Below are 18,406 nucleotides of genomic sequence, written 5' to 3' on the forward strand. Positions count from 1 at the left end.
ACATGGGTCAGGCCTCGGAAGGGGTTTGCTTATAGTTGAAGCCAATCGGGTGCGGCATATTGCGGGCCTTGGCCAGCTCAATCTGCTTTTGCCGGTCGATCGCGCTGCGGCGGGTTTTCTCTGGCAGCTTATCCCAGCAATGGGGGCAGCTGATGCCAGCTACATAGTGTTCGGATGCGCGGTCTTCGACGCTCACCGGTGTGCGGCAGGCATGACATTGATCGTAGTCGCCTTCGCTCAGGTCGTGGCGCACAGTGACGCGATTGTCGAACACAAAGCAGTCGCCCTGCCATTTGGTTTCTGCCTGCGGCACCTCTTCGAGGTACTTCAGGATCCCGCCCTTGAGGTGGTAGACCTCATCGAAACCTTCGCTGAGCATGTAGCTCGACGCCTTCTCGCAACGAATGCCACCGGTGCAGAACATGGCGACCTTCTTGTGCTTGGCCGGGTCGAAGTTGGCTTTGATATAGTCGGGAAATTCGCGAAAACTGGTGGTTTTCGGGTCGATTGCGCCTTCAAAGGTGCCGATCGACACTTCGTAGTCGTTGCGGGTGTCGATCAACAGCACTTCGGGGTCGCTGATCAGCGCATTCCAGTCCTGCGGGTCGACATAGGTGCCGACTTTCTTGTTCGGGTCGACGCCTTCGACGCCCAGGGTCACGATCTCTTTCTTGAGCTTGACCTTGGTGCGGTAGAACGGCTGCTCATCGCAGTACGACTCTTTGTGGTCGATGTCGTCCATGCGCGGGTCATTCTTCAGCCAGGCCATCAGGCCATCAATGCCTTCGCGGCTGCCGGAAACGGTGCCGTTGATGCCTTCTTCGGCGATCAGCAAGGTGCCTTTGATGCCGTTGTCGACCATTGCCTGCAGCAATGGCTCGCGCAGGGCGACGTAATCTTCGAGGGTGACGAACTTATACAGTGCCGCCACGACAATCGGTTGAGTCATGGGTGTTCTCTCCAGGTGGCTACCCTCGTAAGGGGTGAACCGGATGCAAAAAAAACGCGCCGGCTAAGCGGCGCGTTGCGGATTCTAGCAAATGCAGGGTTTTAGAAACACCCGCGTATCAGCTATGCCCGCCGGCGCAGGTCGGCGAGGCCGGGGCTGCGTCGATTTTGGCCCATTCATCGGGCGTGTAGGTATGCAGCGCCAGCGCATGAAATTCGCTCATCAGGTCACCCAGGGTGGCGTAGACCTTCTGGTGGCGCTTGACGCGGTTAAGCCCCTCGAACTGCTGGCTGACCAGCACGGCCTTGAAGTGGGTCTGCAGCCCACGGCTGTGCATATGGCTTTCATCCAGCACGCTCAAGTGGTCCGGGTCCAGGGCGGCGAGCGCCGTTTCGATACGCTGTTGCATGGTCATTCCTGCTTACTTCTTCTTGGCCGGTGCAGCGGCTTTTGGCGTCAGCTCGTTGGTCATGTCTTCCAACAGTTTGTTCACCACCGGCACAGCACTTTCCAGCTTGGCCTGGGTCATCTGGGCCGATTGCTGGGTCAGCTGCGGCATTTTCTCCAGGACTTTCTTGCCCAGTGGCGACTGGTAGAAAGCAACCAGGTCCTTGAGCTCGGATTCACTGAAGTTGGTGGTGTAGAGCTTGACCATGTCCGGTTTCAGCTTCGGCCAGCCGATGGCCTGGTCCAGGGCGGCGTTGGCCTTGGCCTGGTAGCTGTCCAGTACGGACTGCTTGGCGGCAGGCGCCTTGGTCTGTTCGAAACGCTGGGCGAACATTTGCTGCACTTGCATGTACACCGGGGTACCCAGCTTGTCGGCATGGGCCAGGGTAAGGAAGGCTTCGGCACTGGCGTTGTGGCTGGCGGTATCGGCAAAAACCTGGCCGCTGGCGCAAACCAGAGCAACCGCGGTACAGATGGCACGAAGACGAGTCATCGAGTTTCCTTTCTAGCAGGCGAGGTAAGACCCCAAGGGCGCCCATTCTGCGCCTAAAAAACGCTGCGGCTCAACCCCGAGCCTTACGGGGCGCGGATTGCCGTGAATGAATCCGATGAAAAGTCTTTTAGGGAACCCCCCAGGCTGATCAGGGCCTAAACTGCGCAAACGAACCTGAAGGAGTGTGCCCGATGAGCCGTATCGAAACCGACAGCCTGGGAGAAGTGGAAGTCCCGGATGACGCTTACTGGGGCGCCCAGACCCAACGTTCGCTGGTGAATTTCGCCATCGGCGAGCAGCGCATGCCCCTGGCGGTACTGCACGCGCTGGCCCTGATCAAGAAGGCCGCCGCCCGGGTCAACGACCGCAACGGCGACCTGCCCGCCGACATCGCCCGCCTGATCGAACAGGCCGCCGACGAAGTGCTCGATGGCCAACATGATGACCAGTTCCCCCTGGTCGTCTGGCAAACCGGCAGCGGCACCCAGAGCAACATGAACGCCAACGAGGTCATTGCCGGCCGTGCCAACGAGCTTTCGGGCAAGCCCCGTGGCGGCAAAAGCCCGGTGCACCCCAACGATCATGTGAACCGATCCCAAAGCTCCAACGACTGCTTCCCTACGGCCATGAGCATTGCGGCAGTGCAAGCGGTGCACCAGCAGTTGTTGCCGGCGATCAATACGCTGTCCGGCGGACTCGCGGAATTGTCGGCACGCCATGCAAAGCTGGTGAAGACGGGCCGCACCCACATGATGGACGCCACGCCGATCACCTTCGGCCAGGAAATCTCGGCGTTTATCGCCCAACTCGATTACGCCGAACGCGCGATCCGCAGCGCCCTGCCCCAGGTGTACGAGCTGGCCCAGGGCGGTACGGCGGTGGGCACCGGGCTCAATGCGCCCCATGGCTTCAGCGAGGCGATTGCCTCGGAATTGGCAGCCTTATCGGGCCTGCCCTTCGTCACCGCGCCGAACAAATTCGCCGCGCTGGCCGGCCATGAACCGATAGTGACCTTGCACGGCGCCCTGAAAACCCTGGCCGTGGCCCTGATGAAAATCGCCAACGACCTGCGCCTGCTGGGCTCCGGCCCGCGGGCCGGCCTTGCGGAGGTGAAACTGCCAGCCAATGAGCCGGGCAGCTCGATCATGCCCGGCAAGGTCAACCCGACCCAGTGCGAAGCGCTGTCGATGCTGGCCTGCCAGGTACTGGGCAATGACGTGACCATCGGCATCGCGGCGAGCCAAGGGCATTTGCAGTTGAACGTGTACAAGCCGGTGATCATCCACAACCTGCTGGAATCGATCCGCCTGCTGGCCGATGGCTGCAATAACTTCCAGGAGCACTGCATCGCCGGCCTCGAACCCGACGCCGGGAAAATGGCCGAGCACCTGGAGCGCGGGCTGATGCTGGTCACGGCGCTCAACCCGCACATCGGCTATGACAAGTCGGCAGAGATCGCCAAGAAGGCCTACGCCGAAGGTTTGACCCTTCGGGAAGCAGCGCTGGACCTGGGCTACCTCACCGACGCAGAGTTCGACCAGTGGGTACGCCCGGAAAACATGCTGGGCGCCTAAGACGCCATTCGTAGACGCCGGGCCTTGAGCCCGGCGAGCAACGACGGCGCCAGCGCGACCGCCGCCGACCCCACGACCACCACCAACGCGCCGAAATAGCCCAAGGCATTGATCTCTTCGGCCTGTACATAGTGGGGCCACAACCACGCCGCCAACGCCACCGCGACAAAGGTCACCAACGGCGTCAGTGCCAGGGTTGCACTCACCCGCGAGGCTTCCCAGTGGGCCAGTGCTTCGGCAAATGCGCCGTAGGCCACCAGTGTGTTCATGCAGCACGCCAGCAATAGCCAGCCTTGCAGCGGACTCAGGTCCAAAGCCTCCAGCGGATGCGCCCATGGCGTCAGCAACACGGCGCAAGACAGATAGATCACCATCATCACTTGCAGCGAATTCCATACCGTCAGCAACTGCTTCTGGCCCAGGGCGTAGAACACCCAGATCGAAGTGGCGAGCAGGATCGTCAGCACACCGGCGGTATAAGCGCCGAGGGACGTCAGCAACTCCTCCAGGCGTTGGTTGAAGAACAGACCGAAGCCGACGATCAGCACCACCAGGCCCACGCTCTGCCCGACGCTGAAACGTTCCTTGAACACAAACACGCTGGCAATCATCAGGAAGATCGGCCCCATCTGCACCACCAGTTGCGCAGTACCGGGGCTGAGCACTTTCAGGCCCACCAGGTACAACACGTAGTTGCCCACCAAGCCGCACACCGCCATCGCCACCAGCCAGCCGCCCTTGGGGCCGAGCACTTTACGACTGGGCAGGCGCTTGGTCGCGGCGAGGTACACGAACAGGCAACTGCCGGCCACCACCATGCGAAACCAGGTGACGGTGATCGGGTCCATCACCTGCAAGACTTGCTTGAGTTTGATCGGCAGAATGCCCCAGAGCAGCGCGGTCAGCAGGGTCAGGAAAAAACCGTAGACCCAGCGGCCGGAAGAGATGTGCATGAGCGCCCCAGAAAATGCCAGAGGTGGAGGAGCGGCCATTCTAGGGGCAAGTGGACGAATTGGGATATGGCGCTGCTTACCTATGGGAGGGGGCACGTCCCCTCCCACATTTAACTTAGCGCACGGCTTCGAACAGCCCCGTGGCGCCCATGCCGCCGCCCACGCACATGGTGACGATGCCATAACGCAAATTACGCCGCTGCAGCTCACGCACCAGATGCCCTACCTGGCGCGAGCCGGTCATGCCAAACGGGTGGCCGATGGAAATCGAGCCGCCGTTGACGTTGTACCTGGCGTTGTCGATTTCCAGGCGATTGCGCGCATACAGGCACTGCGAAGCAAATGCCTCGTTGAGTTCCCACAGGTCGATGTCCGCCACCTGCAAGCCCCGCGCCTTGAGCAGCTTGGGCACCGAGAACACCGGGCCGATGCCCATCTCATCCGGCTCGCAACCGGCCACGGTGAAACCGCGGAAGAACGCCTTGGGCTTGAGCCCCAGCGCCAGGGCTTTCTCCAGGCTCATCACCAGCGTCATGGAGGCGCCGTCGGAGAGCTGCGACGAGTTACCCGCCGTCACCGAGCCGTCTTCGGCAAACACCGGCTTCAACCCAGACAGGCTGGCCAACGTGGTGTCCGGGCGATTGCAGTCATCGTGATCAACGACGCCGTCGAGGATTTGTACGGCGCCAGTGTGCTTGTCCTCGACCTTGTACTTGACCGCCATCGGCACGATTTCATCATCAAACAAGCCACCCGCCTGAGCCTGAGCCGTGCGCTGCTGGCTTTGCAGGGCATAAAGGTCCTGCTCTTCGCGGCTGACGTTATAGCGGCGGGCGACGATTTCGGCGGTCTGGCCCATGGGGAAGTAGATGCCCGGCACCTGTTCCTTGAGCAATGGGTTGATCAGGTTATCGGTGTTGACGCTTTTCATGGTCAGGCTGATGGACTCGACGCCGCCGGCAACGATGATCTCGCTGCAGCCCGACGCGATCTGGTTGGCCGCAATCGCAATCGCCTGCAAACCCGACGAGCAGAACCGGTTGAGGGTCATGCCCGCGGTGCCGGTACCCAATTGCGACAGCACTGCCACGTTGCGCCCGATGTTGTAGCCCTGGGCGCCTTCGTTGGAACCGGCACCGACGATGCAATCCTCGACACTGGCCGGGTCGATGCCGTTGCGGGTCAGCAGCGCGTTGACGCAATGGGCCGCCATGTCATCCGGGCGAGTCTGGTTGAACTTGCCGCGAAAGGATTTGGCCAGGCCGGTTCGCACGCTGTCGACGATCACTACTTCACGCATGGGCTACCTCGATCTTGTCGTTGTGGGGAGATGGATCGAGGATAGATCCAGGCCTGCCCCACCGCGACGATCATTCACCCGGCGTATACAAAAACATGGTGACGAACATAAACCTGTGGCGAGCAGGCTTGCCCTGCGTTGGGGCGCGAAGCGGCCCTGCCCCAGGCGCCGCGTTCTTTCAGGCAGACCTTATTGGCTGGTTTTGGGGCCGCTTCGCAGCCCAACGCGGGGCAAGCCCGCTCGCCACAGAGGCCTGCATCCTGGACAACACCAGGCAAGTGGTTATTTCTTTTTCTTCTTGTCGTGCTTGTCAGCCTTGGCGAACGCTTCCTCCAAGGCCAGGTTGATGGTGCGCAACACCTTGACCCGCGCCCAGCGCTTGTCATTGGCTTCCACCAGCGTCCACGGCGAGACCTCGGTGCTGGTGCGGTCGACCATATCGCCCACAGCGGCGCGGTAGTCGTCCCATTTGTCGCGGTTGCGCCAGTCGTCTTCGGTGATCTTGAAGCGCTTGAAGGGAATTTCCTCACGGGCCTGGAAACGTTCAAGTTGGGTCTGCTTGTCGATGGCCAGCCAGAACTTGACCACGATCACACCCGCGTCACGCAATTGCTCTTCAAAGTCATTGATCTCGCCATAGGCGCGCATCCAGTCGGCCGGCGTGCAGAAGCCCTCGATGCGCTCCACCAGTACGCGGCCGTACCACGAGCGGTCGAACACGGTGAACTTGCCCCGCGCCGGGATCTTCTGCCAGAACCGCCACAGGTACGGCTGGGCGCGCTCATCCTCGGTCGGTGCGGCGATCGGCACGATGTGGTACTGGCGCGGGTCGAGCGCCGCCGCCACCCGCCGGATCGCGCCGCCCTTGCCGGCCGCGTCGTTCCCTTCAAAGACCGTCACCAGCGCGTGCTTGCGCATGCGCTTGTCGCGCATCAGGCCAGAGAAGCGCGCCTGCTCGGTAATCAGTTGTTCTTCGTAGTCGTCCTTGTCCAGGCTCAGGGTCATGTCGAGGCTGTTGAGCAAGCTCATTTGGTCCACGGACGACGGCAACGGTGCCGGGTTCATGCCGCTGGCCTTGCCCTTGGGCAGCTTCAGGGCATTCTGCAGGCCTTCGAGCAGGATCTTGCCCACGGTGAGGCTGCGGTAGTTGGCGTCGACGCCTTCGATCACATGCCAAGGCGCGTAATCGCGACTGGTGCGGCGCAGGATGCGCTCGCCGAAATGCACGAACTTGTCGTAGGTCTCGGACTGCTGCCAGTCCAGCGGGCTGATGCGCCAGCTGTGCAGCGGGTCGTCGGCCAGGGCCTTGAGCCGGGCCTTCATTTGCTTCTTGGACAGGTGGAACCAGAACTTGAAGATCAGCGCGCCTTCATCGCAGAACATCTTCTCCAGGCGCTCGGCACCGGCGATGGCCTGGTCGAGCCGCGCGTCCTTGATCTCGCCGTGGACCCGGCCCTGCAGCATCTGGCTGTACCAGTTGCCGAAAAAGATACCCATGCGGCCTTTGGCAGGCAGTTGGCGCCAATAGCGCCAGGCCGGTGGGCGCGCTAGTTCTTCGTCGGTCTGCTGGTCGAAGGTACGCACCTCGATCAGGCGCGGGTCCATCCATTCATTCAGCAGTTTGACCGTCTCACCTTTACCGGCGCCTTCGATGCCATTGATCAGGATGATCACCGGGAAGCGCTTTTGCTGTTGCAGTTCGTACTGCACCTCCAGCAAGGCTTCGCGCAGGGCCGGCACTTCGGCGTCGTAGGTGTCTTTGTCGATGGCGTGACCGATTTCGGCAGATTCGAACATGGGCGGCTCCGTTCCAGAATTCAGCAAGACTAGCGGATTGGGCAGCGCGGCGTGCCAGGAAATTCCACTGCCGCTTGCCATGGATCAATGACGCGCCTGTTGATCGGCTAGAATGGCCGCCTTGCCTTTACCGAGCCGCCCATGAATCCCGTAACCCACGCCCAGCTCGACTGGGATGACCAAGGTCGCCCGCACTCGCGGGTGTTCGATGACGTGTACTTCTCTGACCAATCGGGCCTGGAAGAAACCCGCTACGTGTTCCTCCAACAGAACCGTTTGCAGGAGCGCTTCGCCGCACTGCCGGCGGGCGGGCGTCTGGTGATTGGCGAAACCGGCTTCGGCACCGGCCTGAATTTTCTCTGCGCCTGGCAGTTGTTCGAGCAACACGCAGTGGCCGGCGCGCGCCTGCATTTTGTCAGCGTGGAAAAGTACCCGCTGAGCCCCGTCGACCTGCAACGCGCCCTCGCCCTCTGGCCGGAGCTGGCGCCGTTCGCCGAGCAACTGCTAGCGCAATACATCGCCATCCACCAAGGCTTCCAGCGCCTGGTGCTGGATAACGGCCGCGTCACCCTCACGCTGCTGATCGGCGATGCCCTGGAGCAACTGCCGCAACTGGATGCGCAGATCGACGCGTGGTTTCTCGACGGTTTCGCCCCGGCGAAAAACCCCGAGATGTGGACCGCCGAACTGTTCGCTGAATTGGCACGCCTGGCCGCGCCGGGCTCGACCATCAGCACCTTCACCAGCACCGGCTGGGTACGGCGCCTGATCAACGCCGCCGGCTTCAAGATGAAACGCACGCCGGGCATCGGCCACAAGTGGGAAATCCTGCGCGGGGAGTTTCTCGGCTGGCCGGCCGAGACCCCGGCACCGGCCGCCGCCAAGCCCTGGTTCGCGCGCCCGCCCGCACACAACGGCAAGCGCCACGCCTTGGTGATCGGCGGCGGCCTGGCCGGCTGCGCCAGCGCGGCCAGCCTGGCGGCGCGGGGTTGGCAAGTCAGCCTGCTGGAGCGCCATGACGGCCTGGCCCAGGAAGCCTCGGGCAACCCACAGGGCGTTTTGTACCTCAAGCTGTCCGCCCATGGCACGGCCTTGTCGCAGATGATTGTGAGCGGGTTCGGGCATACCCGGCGCCTGCTCGAGCACCTGCAACGCGGCGTGGATTGGGACGGGTGTGGCGTGCTGCAACTGGGGTTCAATGCCAAGGAGGCCGAACGCCAGGCGAAACTGGCCGAGGCGTTCGCTCCAGCGTTGCTGCAGTTGCTGGACCGCGACCAGGCCCAGATTCGCGCCGGGGTGGGCCTGGAGCATGGTGGGTTGTTTTTCCCCGAGGGCGGCTGGGTGCATCCGCCCGCCCTGTGCCAGTGGCAGGCAAGCCAGCCAGGCATCGAGGTGCACGCCCACCATGATGTGCTGGAACTGCGCAAAGTCGGCGCTCAATGGCAGGCCTGGGACGGTGATCGCCTGCTGGCCAGCGCCCCCGTGGTGGTGCTGGCCGGCGCGGCCGAGGTCAAGCGCTTTGCCGCCAGCGCCGAGCTCCCCCTCAAGCGCATCCGCGGGCAGATCACCCGCTTGCCCCAGACCGCCGACAGCCAGGCCCTGGCCACCGTGGTGTGTGCCGAAGGCTATGTGGCGCCGGCTCGCCTGGGCGAGCACACACTGGGGGCCAGCTTTGATTTCAACAACGATGACCTCACCCCCACCGCCGCCGAACACGCTGGAAACCTTGAGCTACTGCAAGAGATTTCCCCGGACCTGGCACAGCGCCTGCACGCCGCCGACCTTGCCGCAGACACGCTGGAAGGCCGCGCGGCATTTCGCTGCACCAGCCCGGACTACTTGCCGATTGTCGGGCCGCTGGCCGACACCCTGGCGTTCGCCCAGGCCTACGACGCGCTACGCAAAGATGCCCGCCACACGCCACAGGCCACCTGCCCGTGGCTGGACGGCCTGTACGTCAACAGCGGCCACGGCTCGCGAGGCCTGATCACCGCCCCGCTGTCCGGCGAGTTGCTGGCAGCGTGGCTGGACAATGAACCGCTGCCTCTGCCCCGCAGCGTCGCCGAGGCCTGCCACCCGAATCGCTTTGCGGTGCGCGCGTTGGTTCGCAGCAACGTTGCAAAAACGGCCCCGTAGGCGGCGCTTCAACCCATCGGCGGCAGTTCGCAGGTGCCCTGCGCATCGAACCTCAACGCTTCCTGGGTCAGGCGTTTGAGCTCGACGAGCTCGGCACTTTGCCGCGCGCGCTGGATCACGCCCATCTGGGTGTGATAGTCAGCGTCACCCAAGGTTTCCCTCTGCGCCCAAACGGCTTCCATGCGCTCGCCAAAGGGCTGGGTCAAGGTGTCGAACGAACCGCCATGGGCGCGCCTCAGGTAACTGCTCCAGAATGGCAGCTTCACCAGATAGTTCACCAGTTGCGGGGAAAGCTCGGCCGCCTTCACCTGCGCTTCGGCAACTTCCAGCATGTGCTCGGTCACCCCAGCCAGGCTGGCGAAGCGCATATGCCGGGGCTGCCCGGGCAAATGAAAGCGCTCCACCAGCCCGGTGCGATAAGCCAGGCTGACCTCCAGCGGATCGAGCATCGGATGCTCGACGCTGTGCCGGCTGGCCATGGATTCCAGGCGGTCGAGACGAAACAGCCCCCTGGCCAACCTGAGTAGCGGCTTGGCCGTGACCCTGCCGCCCTCCACCCGCTGCGAGGCCTCGTGGATTTCAACCAGCACCTCCAGGTCACTGAAGCTCACGGCAGCGGCGTCATCACAGTTCAATGGCGTGGCCGCCCGCTCGAAGACCTCGGTACGCAGTCGGGTATCGGCGGCGGCCGCCTCCAGCACACGCCAGACGCGGCGGTTCATGTCCTCGCGCACGTGGGTGGTGTCGGCGGTACCGCCCAGGCCGGCCAGCAATGTGAACAGACCATCGGAGCCGGGCTCATCCTTGAGCCCCAGCCAGGTCTCGGCCTTTTCGGCGAAGTGTGTCGCGCGCTCATCGCCCAGCCACAGCTGACGCGCGGTCTGCTCGTTGAGTCGCGTAATGTCATCCTCCACGAAGCCCATGCCCACGCCGATGGTGTCCCGATAACGGTTCAAGGCCTGACGAGTGCTGGCGTCCAAAGGGTTATGCCGCAAGTTGATGACTTCGGTTTGCTCGCGCGGCGCATTGAACAACCATGCCGGCAAACTGGCGATGTCATTGTCGCGCAGGTCGAGTTGCTCCAGGTACGGAACGCGGGTAAAGCCAGTGGGCAGGCTGGTCAGCCGGCAGTTGCGCAACACCAGGTTGCGCAACTCGAACATCTTGTTGGCGATGGGCGGGTCTACCAGAGGATTGTTGCTCAGGTCGAGCACGGCCAGCCCTTTGAGGTCTGCGAGTTTGGTGCGGGTGTACTCGGTCAGTTGCAGTTGGTTATCGGCCATGTACAGTTGCCTGAGCAACGGCATGTGCTGGAGCACTTCCGGCAGCCGCGTCAGCCGATTACCGTTCAACTCCAGGCTGCGCAGTCCCTTGAAGTGCTTGAGGAAATACGCAACGTCATCGTTGAGTCCCATGCGTTTCAATGACAATTGCCGGACATGCTCGAACTGCACGTGCGCCGGCAAGGTCGGCAACGCCCCGATGGTCATGCCGTCCAGGGACAGGCTCGGCACTTTCTGATGGAGTTCATCCGGCGCCAGCGACACATATTGCCAGCAGCGCTCGATGGCCCGTGCGGCTTGGTGGCGAGCCAGGCGGTGGTCTCGCAGCGCGATGTCAGAGTATGGCGGCGCCGGTCTGTCCCTGGCCCACAGCCTCAGCGTCCGCTGCAGTGCGTCATATTGCTGTTCAAGGGCGCGTACGGCCCTGGCCCGGGACAGGTGGTCGCTACCCAAGTCCTGCAGGAAGGTCGACAGGCGCCGGTCATCGAATAACGGGAAGAGTTTGCGTGCCTTGCGTACCAGGCCTGCAGGCTGTGGAGGCTGCGCAGGCGGCGCACCTTGTACACACGACAAGGCGGGGTCCTCGGGCACTGCGCGCTCCGGCCACAAATAGCGACCGATGCGATTGCGTTCGTCCTGCGCCTTGCCAATCAGTGCATGCCGCAACTGGCTGGCCCTGCCGCTCGCGGTCAGGCGCAGCGCATCGAGTTGGGCGGCAGACAAACTGTTGAGCAACGCCTCATAGAAACCTTCCGGCCCGCCGGCCAGCGCGCCCAACGCCACACCTTGCCCATCGTGGGCGCGAAAGCCCTTGGCCGACTGCACCACGATGCGGCTCATATCAGCATCTGGGTTGCCCACTTGGCCCAGGACTGTGCCCTGCACGCTGTCGCGGCGTACCTGCAAAAACAGATCCTCGGGCCAGCCCGGAACCCGGTGCAGCAACCCGGTGGCCACGCGCCGTGTCGCATCGGTGGCCAGCTCCGGCAAGTAGAGGCCGGCCAGGGCGTCGTCTTCCTCCAGCGCTTCCAGGGCTTCCCGGGCCCATTGGCCGACCCGCAGCGGCACACGCCCGGTATGGCGCAAGTGCCAGCGCTCCGCCGTGGAGGCCTGGGTCAGGACCTCCCAGGCCACCCGGATTGGCAATTGCGGCAAGCGCTGCTTGAGCTGGCCGTGATCGGTCTGATCGAAGAAGTCGGCATCCATGCGCAGCCGCTCATAGACCGCCTGATGCGTGTCCTTGAGTGAAGCCGTGAGACGCCCCGTCAGTGCGGCTTGCGCCTCGTCGGCGTGGAAGGTGCCGCCGAGCAATTGCGCGGTTTCTTCGGAGTCGAGCGCGGCCAGCAAGGTGGGCAGGATCTGCCCGTTCCTGAGTTGTTGCGTGGTGAGGTGGATGCTCAAGTCCTCGTAGTCGAACGGCGCGGTGTCTGGATGGCGCTCAAGCAGGTAGCCCTCGTCGTCGAGCAGTTCGAAAAAACGCCCGCGGGGCCACCCGTCCATCAGTGGCAGGGCCAGCATCTGCACACGGGTGGTGGCCGCATCGAGCGGGGCTTGATGCTCCATTTGCCAGATCAGGTCGCGAACCCCCTGGTTCTGATTGAACCGCAGCGCACAATCGCGCAGCCGCTCCGGCAACGGCAGGTTCTGCATCGCCAGTTGCTGCAAGCGCGGCAAGGTCGAGCCGGTGATGGCGGCGATATCCTGCAGATGCCCGGCCGGGAGGGTGGTGAGACTGGGGTCCAACCGCCCCAGGATATAGTCAGGGCTGTGCCATTCATCCGGTCGCTCGAACGAGAACTGCCAGCCGCCCTGGTAGTTGTGGGTCAAGGGCGGTCGATAGGCCGAATCCCGCTGCGAATGCCGGGCCCGCCAGCGCCCGGTGCGGGAGTCAAAGACAATCGAATACAGCGCGCCGTCGACATTCACGTAGGACTGGCCATTGAGTTGGTAGACCCCACGGGGACTGGCCACAGCGCCTTCAAGCGAGACGGTATGACGATACGGCTCGGTACGACTGCGCCATAAGCGCGCGGACTTGTCGGGCAGCCGCACGGCTTTCATGCTGTCGTAGAATCCAGCGGCCGGAGGCGTGGTTCGCCACAGCCGGCCCACCACTTTCGTGCCCGCCGCGAACAACGCCATGGCGGCAAGGTTTTCCGCGATGTTCGTCAGGTGCCTGAGGGCGCCAAGCTTGTCATGGTGCAGCCAGTCATCCACCCCCTCGAACACCTCGCCAAGCAACTGCCCAACAGCCACGCCGGTCATCAGTTGGCCCACCACCGGCACCACGAACCCTGCGACGTTGAGCACCGTCAAGCCGACATCCAGGTAATCCTGGATACGCTTGCGACGCGCGTCGTCATCGGCTTGGGCATTGGGAACCGCCAATACCCGCGCATCCAGCTGGGTCTTGCCGACGCAGGCATTGAAAAAGAACGTCGACAGCTTGCCCGTTACCGGGAGCGGCGCCACCCGCACGACGATTGCCTCTTGGTCAAAACGCTCGAAAAAACCGAAACGCTCGGACTCGTCCAGGTAACCCTTGAAGAAGTCACGATAGGTACTGACGTGAAGCTTGAGGGTGAGGTAGAGCTTGAAATGCTCCAGTGATTCATAGCGGTACCACGGCCGCACGGGCTCGTTGGGCATATACACCACGATCGGGCCGCTGGAGAACCCTTCGGCCGATGCACTGGAAAACACCAATACACCCCACAGGCAGGCACCGTCGATGTTCAGGCCTTGCCAGGCCAGCGGCTGGTGGTTGAACCACAGTTGCCGGATGTCCCTGGCGGGCATATCCGCCTTGACCAGGCCCAGCAGCAACGCACGGGTCGGCGCATCGATATCGCCCTTGGCATGGGCCAGATGCAGGTCGATCTGCATGTCCACGCAACGGGATTGGCCGACCTGCGCCACCGAAGGGTTGAAGTCCTGGTCGGGCGCCACCAGGTTGAACACTTCGCGCACATGGGTCTGATAGGCCTCTCCCAGGTTCAGTTCGCGGCAGTAGCCGATAAAGGTCTGGGCGCTGAGGGTTTGCGCAATTCGGCGCCTGGGCCCGATGCGCACCACAGCAGTGGTCGGCGAGCCGCCAGGCTCGGCAGCCGCCTGGGAGAAATTCTGCATGGCCGCTTGCAGCAGGCTGTGCTTCTCCAGGTGGACGGTCTCGACCACCTGGCCGCCCAGGTCCCGGCTGACACCACTGAACGAGCGCCGGGGGATTTCCAGGGTGTCGTTTTCGATGTCCAGGCCCCCATGCCCCTTGCCGTCCAGAAATGCCTTGAGCCGTTCGGCACAGAATTTATCCAGCGGTTGCAGACGGTTCAGCAACCGGTGCAGGGTTTCACGCGGGCGCTCGCTGTCGGCATACGCCTGCTCGATGGCCTGCAGTACATGGGAATCGGCCTTGACCAACCAGGCCGGCAGCGTGTCATGCAAGACCTGCGCTTTATCCAGGTCGCCGGTGATATCCAGCAGCGCTGCCATCAATTGGTCCTGGGCCACGGGCTTAAGCGCCTGGGTCAAATCAGCTGTTTGCTTCATTCGCAATGCTCCTTTATCGCGTTGAACAATGACGCCAGACGATAAGCGCTGCGCTGCCGCAAAAGGGTTCAAATAGCTACAGATCAGTCCTCCTGACCGTCGATTTTTTGCATCTCACCTCGACTTAATTACCGCCCCTTTCACCCACGTCGCACAGGCCGCAGAGGGGTGCCGAATGGGGGGCGGCGGTTTGCCATATAACTTATTGATCTAAAACTCCGCGTATAGCCTCGGGTCAGTCCCTAGGTACCCGCCATTTTGGCGCGGGTCTTTCTATCCCTCCCCAACGGAAAAACCGGTAAGGAACCTATGTGCGGATTAGCTGGCGAGTTACGTTTCGATCTTCAACCTGCGGACCTCGCAGCCGTGGAGCGAATCACCCATCATTTGGCCCCACGCGGCCCTGACGCGTGGGGCTTCCATGCCCAAGGGCCGATTGCCCTGGGCCATCGACGCCTGAAAATCATGGACCTGTCGGACGGCTCCGCCCAACCGATGGTCGACGCCCAACTGGGCCTGTCCCTGGCATTCAACGGCGCGATCTACAACTTCCCGGAATTGCGCCAGGAGCTTGAAGCCCTGGGTTACGCCTTCTATTCCGGCGGCGACACCGAAGTGCTGCTCAAGGGTTACCACGCCTGGGGGGAAGCGCTGCTGCCCAAACTCAACGGCATGTTTGCCTTTGCCATCTGGGAGCGCGATGCCCAGCGCCTGTTCATCGCCCGTGACCGTCTCGGCGTGAAGCCGTTGTACCTGTCGCGCACCGGCCAGCGCCTGCGTTTTGCTTCGGCCCTGCCGGCGCTGCTCAAGGGCGGTGACATCAACCCGATCCTCGACCCGGTGGCACTGAATCACTATTTGAATTTCCATGCGGTGGTGCCTGCACCGCGCACCCTGCTGGCGGGTATTGAAAAACTGCCGCCGGCCACTTGGATGCGCATCGATGCCGAAGGCAACACCGAGCAGAAAACCTGGTGGACCCTGCCCTACGGCCCCCATGAGGACGAGCGCAATCTCACCCTCGAAGACTGGACCGACCGCGTGCTCGACAGCACCCGCGAAGCCGTGGCCATCCGTCAACGGGCTGCCGTGGATGTCGGTGTGCTGCTCTCCGGCGGCGTCGACTCGAGCATGCTCGTCGGCCTGCTGCGTGAAGTCGGCGTGCAGGACCTGTCGACCTTCTCCATCGGTTTTGAAGACGCCGGTGGCGAGCGCGGCGACGAGTTCCAGTATTCGGACCTGATCGCCAAGCACTACGGCACCCGTCACCACCAACTGCGCATTGCCGAAAGCGAGATCATCGAACAACTGCCGGCGGCGTTCCGCGCCATGAGCGAGCCGATGGTCAGCCATGACTGCATCGCCTTCTACCTGCTGTCGCGGGAAGTGGCCAAGCATTGCAAGGTGGTGCAGAGCGGCCAGGGCGCCGACGAGTTGTTCGCCGGTTACCACTGGTACCCGCAGGTCGACGGCGCCAGCGATCCGTATGCGGCCTACCGAGAAGCGTTCTTCGACCGCAGCTACGACGACTACGCCGCCACCGTCGCGCCCAAATGGCTGACCGCCAACGACGCGGCCGGTGACTTCGTGCGCGAGCATTTTGCGATGCCCGGCGCGGACGCCGCCGTGGACAAGGCCCTGCGCCTGGACAGCACGGTGATGTTGGTGGATGACCCGGTCAAACGTGTCGACAACATGACCATGGCCTGGGGCCTGGAAGCCCGCACACCGTTCCTCGACTACCGCCTGGTGGAATTGTCAGCCCGCGTGCCCGGCAAATTCAAATTGCCCGACGGTGGCAAACAAGTGTTGAAAGAGGCCGCACGCCGGGTCATCCCGAGCGAAGTCATCGACCGCAAGAAAGGCTACTTTCCGGTGCCGGGCCTCAAGCATTTACAAGGCGACACCCTGAACTGGGTGCGCGAATTGCTGCTGGACCCAAGCCAGGATCGCGGCCTGTTCAACCCGGCCATGCTCGACCGCCTGCTCACCGACCCGCAGGGCCAATTGACCCCGCTGCGCGGCTCGAAGCTGTGGCAACTGGCAGCGCTGAACCTGTGGCTCAGCGAACAAGGAATCTGATTGATGAAACCCCATGCAGCGGCTTACAGCCAACGCTTGTTGAAAGGCCAGGCGCCGACCTACGAGCGCCTGCAAGCGCGCCTGGCCGAAGATGGCAGCCCGCTGGCCGCCGAGCCGATCGCGGTGCATTGCGGTTGGGGCCGGCTGTTGATCGGCCACACCTTCCCCGACCCGGCCAGCCTGGCCCAGGAACTGCTCAACGAGCAGCCTGGCGAGCGCGACATCGCGCTTTACGTGGCCGCGCCCCAGCAGATCCTCGGGATCGATCCGCAGCAGTTGTTCCTCGACCCGTCCGACACCCTGCGCCTGTGGTTCAGCGACTATCGCCCGTCGACCCGGGTATTTCGCGGCTTCCGCATTCGCCGGGTGCAGACCGAGGCCGATTGGCGGGCGGTCAACCAGTTGTATCAGGGCCGCGGCATGTTGCCGGTCGATGCCGAGCGCCTCACGCCGCGCCATGAAGGTGGCCCGGTGTATTGGCTCGCAGAAGACGAAGACAGTGGCGCGGTGATCGGCAGCGTGATGGGCCTCAATCACCAGAAAGCCTTCCACGACCCGGAAAACGGGTGCAGCCTGTGGTGCCTGGCGGTCGACCCGCAGTGCACACGCCCCGGTGTGGGCGAAGTGTTGGTGCGCCATCTGGTGGAACACTTCATGAGCCGTGGCTTGAGTTATCTGGACCTGTCGGTGCTGCACGATAACCGACAGGCCAAGAACCTCTACGCCAAGCTCGGCTTCCGTGCGCTGACCACCTTTGCGATCAAGCGCAAGAACGGTATCAACCAGCCGCTGTTCCTCGGCCCCGGCCCGCAGGCGGGGTTCAACCCGTATGCGCGGATCATTGTCGAAGAAGCGCATCGACGCGGCATTGATGTGCAGGTGGACGACGCCGATGCCGGCCTGTTTACCCTCAGCCATGGTGGGCGCCGCGTGCGTTGCCGGGAGTCGCTGAGCGACCTGACCAGCGCCATCAGCATGACCCTGTGCCAGGACAAGAGCCTCACCCACAAGGTGTTGAAAGCGGCGGGTTTGAAACTGCCTGCGCAACAACTGGCAGGCAGCGCCGATGACAACCTGGAGTTCCTCGACGAACACCAGCGCATTGTGGTCAAGCCGCTGGATGGCGAGCAAGGCCAGGGCGTGGCGGTGGATCTGCAGAGCATTGAAGAGGTGCAGCAGGCAATCGAAGCCGCGCGCCAGTTCGACAGCCGCGTGTTGCTGGAAAGTTTCCACGAAGGCCTGGACCTGCGCATCCTGGTGATCGGTTTCGAGGTCGTCGCCGCTGCGATTCGCCGCCCCGCCGAAGTGACCGGTGACGGCCAGCATTCCATTGGTGCGCTGATCGAAGCCCAGAGCCGACGCCGTCAGGCGGCCACTGACGGCGAAAGCAAAATCCCCGTAGATGCCGAAACCGAACGCACCCTGCACGCCGCCGGCTACGACTACAGCAGCATCCTGCCCCGTGGCAAAACGCTCGCCGTGCGCCGTACCGCCAACCTGCACACCGGCGGTTGCCTGGAAGACGTCACGGCGATCCTCCACCCCACGCTGGTGGACGCCGCTGTGCGCGCCGCCCGCGCCCTGGACATCCCCATGGTCGGCCTGGACCTGATGGTGCCCGCTGCCGATCAGCCCGAGTACGTGTTTATCGAAGCCAACGAACGGGCCGGCCTGGCCAATCATGACCCGCAGCCGACGGCGGAGAAGTTTGTGGACCTGTTATTCCCCCATAGCCAGCCGACGGCTCAATAACCCTGTGGCGAGCGGGCTTGCCCCGCGTTGGGCTGCGAAGCAGCCCCAAAGGCTGCCAATGAGGGTTGACTGAAAGAGCGCGGCGCCCGGATTG

The 18,406-nt window shown here is 63.2% G+C and carries 11 protein-coding genes; 4 read left to right on the forward strand and 7 right to left on the reverse strand.

The window, feature by feature from the left end; all coding sequences use genetic code 11:
• Positions 1 to 7: 7 nt before the first annotated feature.
• The 3 genes from M2397_RS18450 to M2397_RS18460 all read right to left on the reverse strand — a co-directional run bounded on the left by M2397_RS18450 (position 8) and on the right by M2397_RS18460 (position 1,889).
• A complete protein-coding gene (locus M2397_RS18450; RefSeq protein ID WP_131700399.1) occupies positions 8 to 949 on the reverse strand; it encodes a rhodanese-related sulfurtransferase in 942 nt (313 codons plus the stop codon).
• Between the two features lie 118 nt (positions 950 to 1,067).
• Positions 1,068 to 1,364, reverse strand: a complete 297-nt coding sequence (locus tag M2397_RS18455; protein ID WP_131700398.1) for a BolA family transcriptional regulator — start codon at positions 1,362 to 1,364, stop codon at positions 1,068 to 1,070.
• A 6-nt stretch (positions 1,365 to 1,370) separates the two neighbouring features.
• Positions 1,371 to 1,889 (reverse strand): DUF2059 domain-containing protein, encoded by a 519-nt coding sequence (locus M2397_RS18460; RefSeq protein ID WP_003236690.1) that lies wholly within the window; start codon positions 1,887 to 1,889, stop codon positions 1,371 to 1,373.
• 191 nt (positions 1,890 to 2,080) lie between these two features.
• Here M2397_RS18460 and M2397_RS18465 point away from each other — a divergent pair, with 191 nt between their 5' ends.
• Positions 2,081 to 3,463, forward strand: a complete 1,383-nt coding sequence (locus tag M2397_RS18465) for a class II fumarate hydratase (RefSeq protein ID WP_131700397.1) — start codon at positions 2,081 to 2,083, stop codon at positions 3,461 to 3,463.
• On the opposite strand, the gene M2397_RS18470 is transcribed toward M2397_RS18465, so the two are convergent.
• The 3 genes from M2397_RS18470 to pap all read right to left on the reverse strand — a co-directional run bounded on the left by M2397_RS18470 (position 3,460) and on the right by pap (position 7,513).
• The gene (locus M2397_RS18470) at positions 3,460 to 4,416 is read right to left on the reverse strand and encodes a DMT family transporter (protein WP_131700396.1); all 957 of its coding nucleotides are present in this window, start codon (positions 4,414 to 4,416) and stop codon (positions 3,460 to 3,462) included. The two genes, M2397_RS18465 and M2397_RS18470, sit on opposite strands and share 4 nt — an antisense overlap.
• Positions 4,417 to 4,531: 115 nt before the next feature.
• Positions 4,532 to 5,716: a thiolase family protein gene (locus tag M2397_RS18475; protein ID WP_259244209.1), complete on the reverse strand. Its 1,185-nt coding sequence runs from the start codon at positions 5,714 to 5,716 to the stop codon at positions 4,532 to 4,534.
• Between the two features lie 282 nt (positions 5,717 to 5,998).
• Positions 5,999 to 7,513: a polyphosphate:AMP phosphotransferase gene (pap, locus tag M2397_RS18480; protein WP_131700394.1), complete on the reverse strand. Its 1,515-nt coding sequence runs from the start codon at positions 7,511 to 7,513 to the stop codon at positions 5,999 to 6,001.
• A gap of 141 nt (positions 7,514 to 7,654) precedes the next feature.
• Between pap and mnmC the strand changes: the two genes are divergently transcribed.
• Positions 7,655 to 9,649, forward strand: coding sequence for a bifunctional tRNA (5-methylaminomethyl-2-thiouridine)(34)-methyltransferase MnmD/FAD-dependent 5-carboxymethylaminomethyl-2-thiouridine(34) oxidoreductase MnmC (gene mnmC / locus M2397_RS18485; RefSeq protein ID WP_259244210.1), 1,995 nt, complete (start codon positions 7,655 to 7,657; stop codon positions 9,647 to 9,649).
• A gap of 8 nt (positions 9,650 to 9,657) precedes the next feature.
• On the opposite strand, the gene M2397_RS18490 is transcribed toward mnmC, so the two are convergent.
• Complete coding sequence (locus tag M2397_RS18490) at positions 9,658 to 14,478, reverse strand: NEL-type E3 ubiquitin ligase domain-containing protein (protein WP_259244211.1); 4,821 nt, start codon at positions 14,476 to 14,478, stop codon at positions 9,658 to 9,660.
• 309 nt (positions 14,479 to 14,787) lie between these two features.
• Here M2397_RS18490 and M2397_RS18495 point away from each other — a divergent pair, with 309 nt between their 5' ends.
• Together M2397_RS18495 and ngg are read left to right on the forward strand one after the other, a co-directional pair.
• Positions 14,788 to 16,560 carry an N-acetylglutaminylglutamine amidotransferase gene (locus M2397_RS18495; protein WP_131700391.1) on the forward strand — a complete coding sequence of 591 codons (1,773 nt, stop codon included), beginning with the start codon at positions 14,788 to 14,790 and terminating at the stop codon, positions 16,558 to 16,560.
• Between the two features lie 3 nt (positions 16,561 to 16,563).
• Positions 16,564 to 18,312, forward strand: a complete 1,749-nt coding sequence (ngg, locus tag M2397_RS18500) for an N-acetylglutaminylglutamine synthetase (RefSeq protein ID WP_131700390.1) — start codon at positions 16,564 to 16,566, stop codon at positions 18,310 to 18,312.
• The last annotated feature ends 94 nt before the right edge of the window (positions 18,313 to 18,406 follow it).

Origin of the sequence: Pseudomonas sp. BIGb0381, assembly GCF_024809815.1 — a bacterium.
GTDB lineage: Bacteria > Pseudomonadota > Gammaproteobacteria > Pseudomonadales > Pseudomonadaceae > Aquipseudomonas.

What these genes read in the sequence shown, in the direction of transcription:
- M2397_RS18450 (WP_131700399.1), bottom strand. Translation starts at nt 949, where the DNA reads ATGACTCAACCGATTGTCGTGGCGGCACTGTATAAGTTCGTCACCCTC.
- M2397_RS18455 (WP_131700398.1), bottom strand. Translation starts at nt 1,364, where the DNA reads ATGACCATGCAACAGCGTATCGAAACGGCGCTCGCCGCCCTGGACCCG.
- M2397_RS18460 (WP_003236690.1), bottom strand. Translation starts at nt 1,889, where the DNA reads ATGACTCGTCTTCGTGCCATCTGTACCGCGGTTGCTCTGGTTTGCGCC.
- M2397_RS18465 (WP_131700397.1), top strand. Translation starts at nt 2,081, where the DNA reads ATGAGCCGTATCGAAACCGACAGCCTGGGAGAAGTGGAAGTCCCGGAT.
- M2397_RS18470 (WP_131700396.1), bottom strand. Translation starts at nt 4,416, where the DNA reads ATGCACATCTCTTCCGGCCGCTGGGTCTACGGTTTTTTCCTGACCCTG.
- M2397_RS18475 (WP_259244209.1), bottom strand. Translation starts at nt 5,716, where the DNA reads ATGCGTGAAGTAGTGATCGTCGACAGCGTGCGAACCGGCCTGGCCAAA.
- pap (WP_131700394.1), bottom strand. Translation starts at nt 7,513, where the DNA reads ATGTTCGAATCTGCCGAAATCGGTCACGCCATCGACAAAGACACCTAC.
- mnmC (WP_259244210.1), top strand. Translation starts at nt 7,655, where the DNA reads ATGAATCCCGTAACCCACGCCCAGCTCGACTGGGATGACCAAGGTCGC.
- M2397_RS18490 (WP_259244211.1), bottom strand. Translation starts at nt 14,478, where the DNA reads ATGAAGCAAACAGCTGATTTGACCCAGGCGCTTAAGCCCGTGGCCCAG.
- M2397_RS18495 (WP_131700391.1), top strand. Translation starts at nt 14,788, where the DNA reads ATGTGCGGATTAGCTGGCGAGTTACGTTTCGATCTTCAACCTGCGGAC.
- ngg (WP_131700390.1), top strand. Translation starts at nt 16,564, where the DNA reads ATGAAACCCCATGCAGCGGCTTACAGCCAACGCTTGTTGAAAGGCCAG.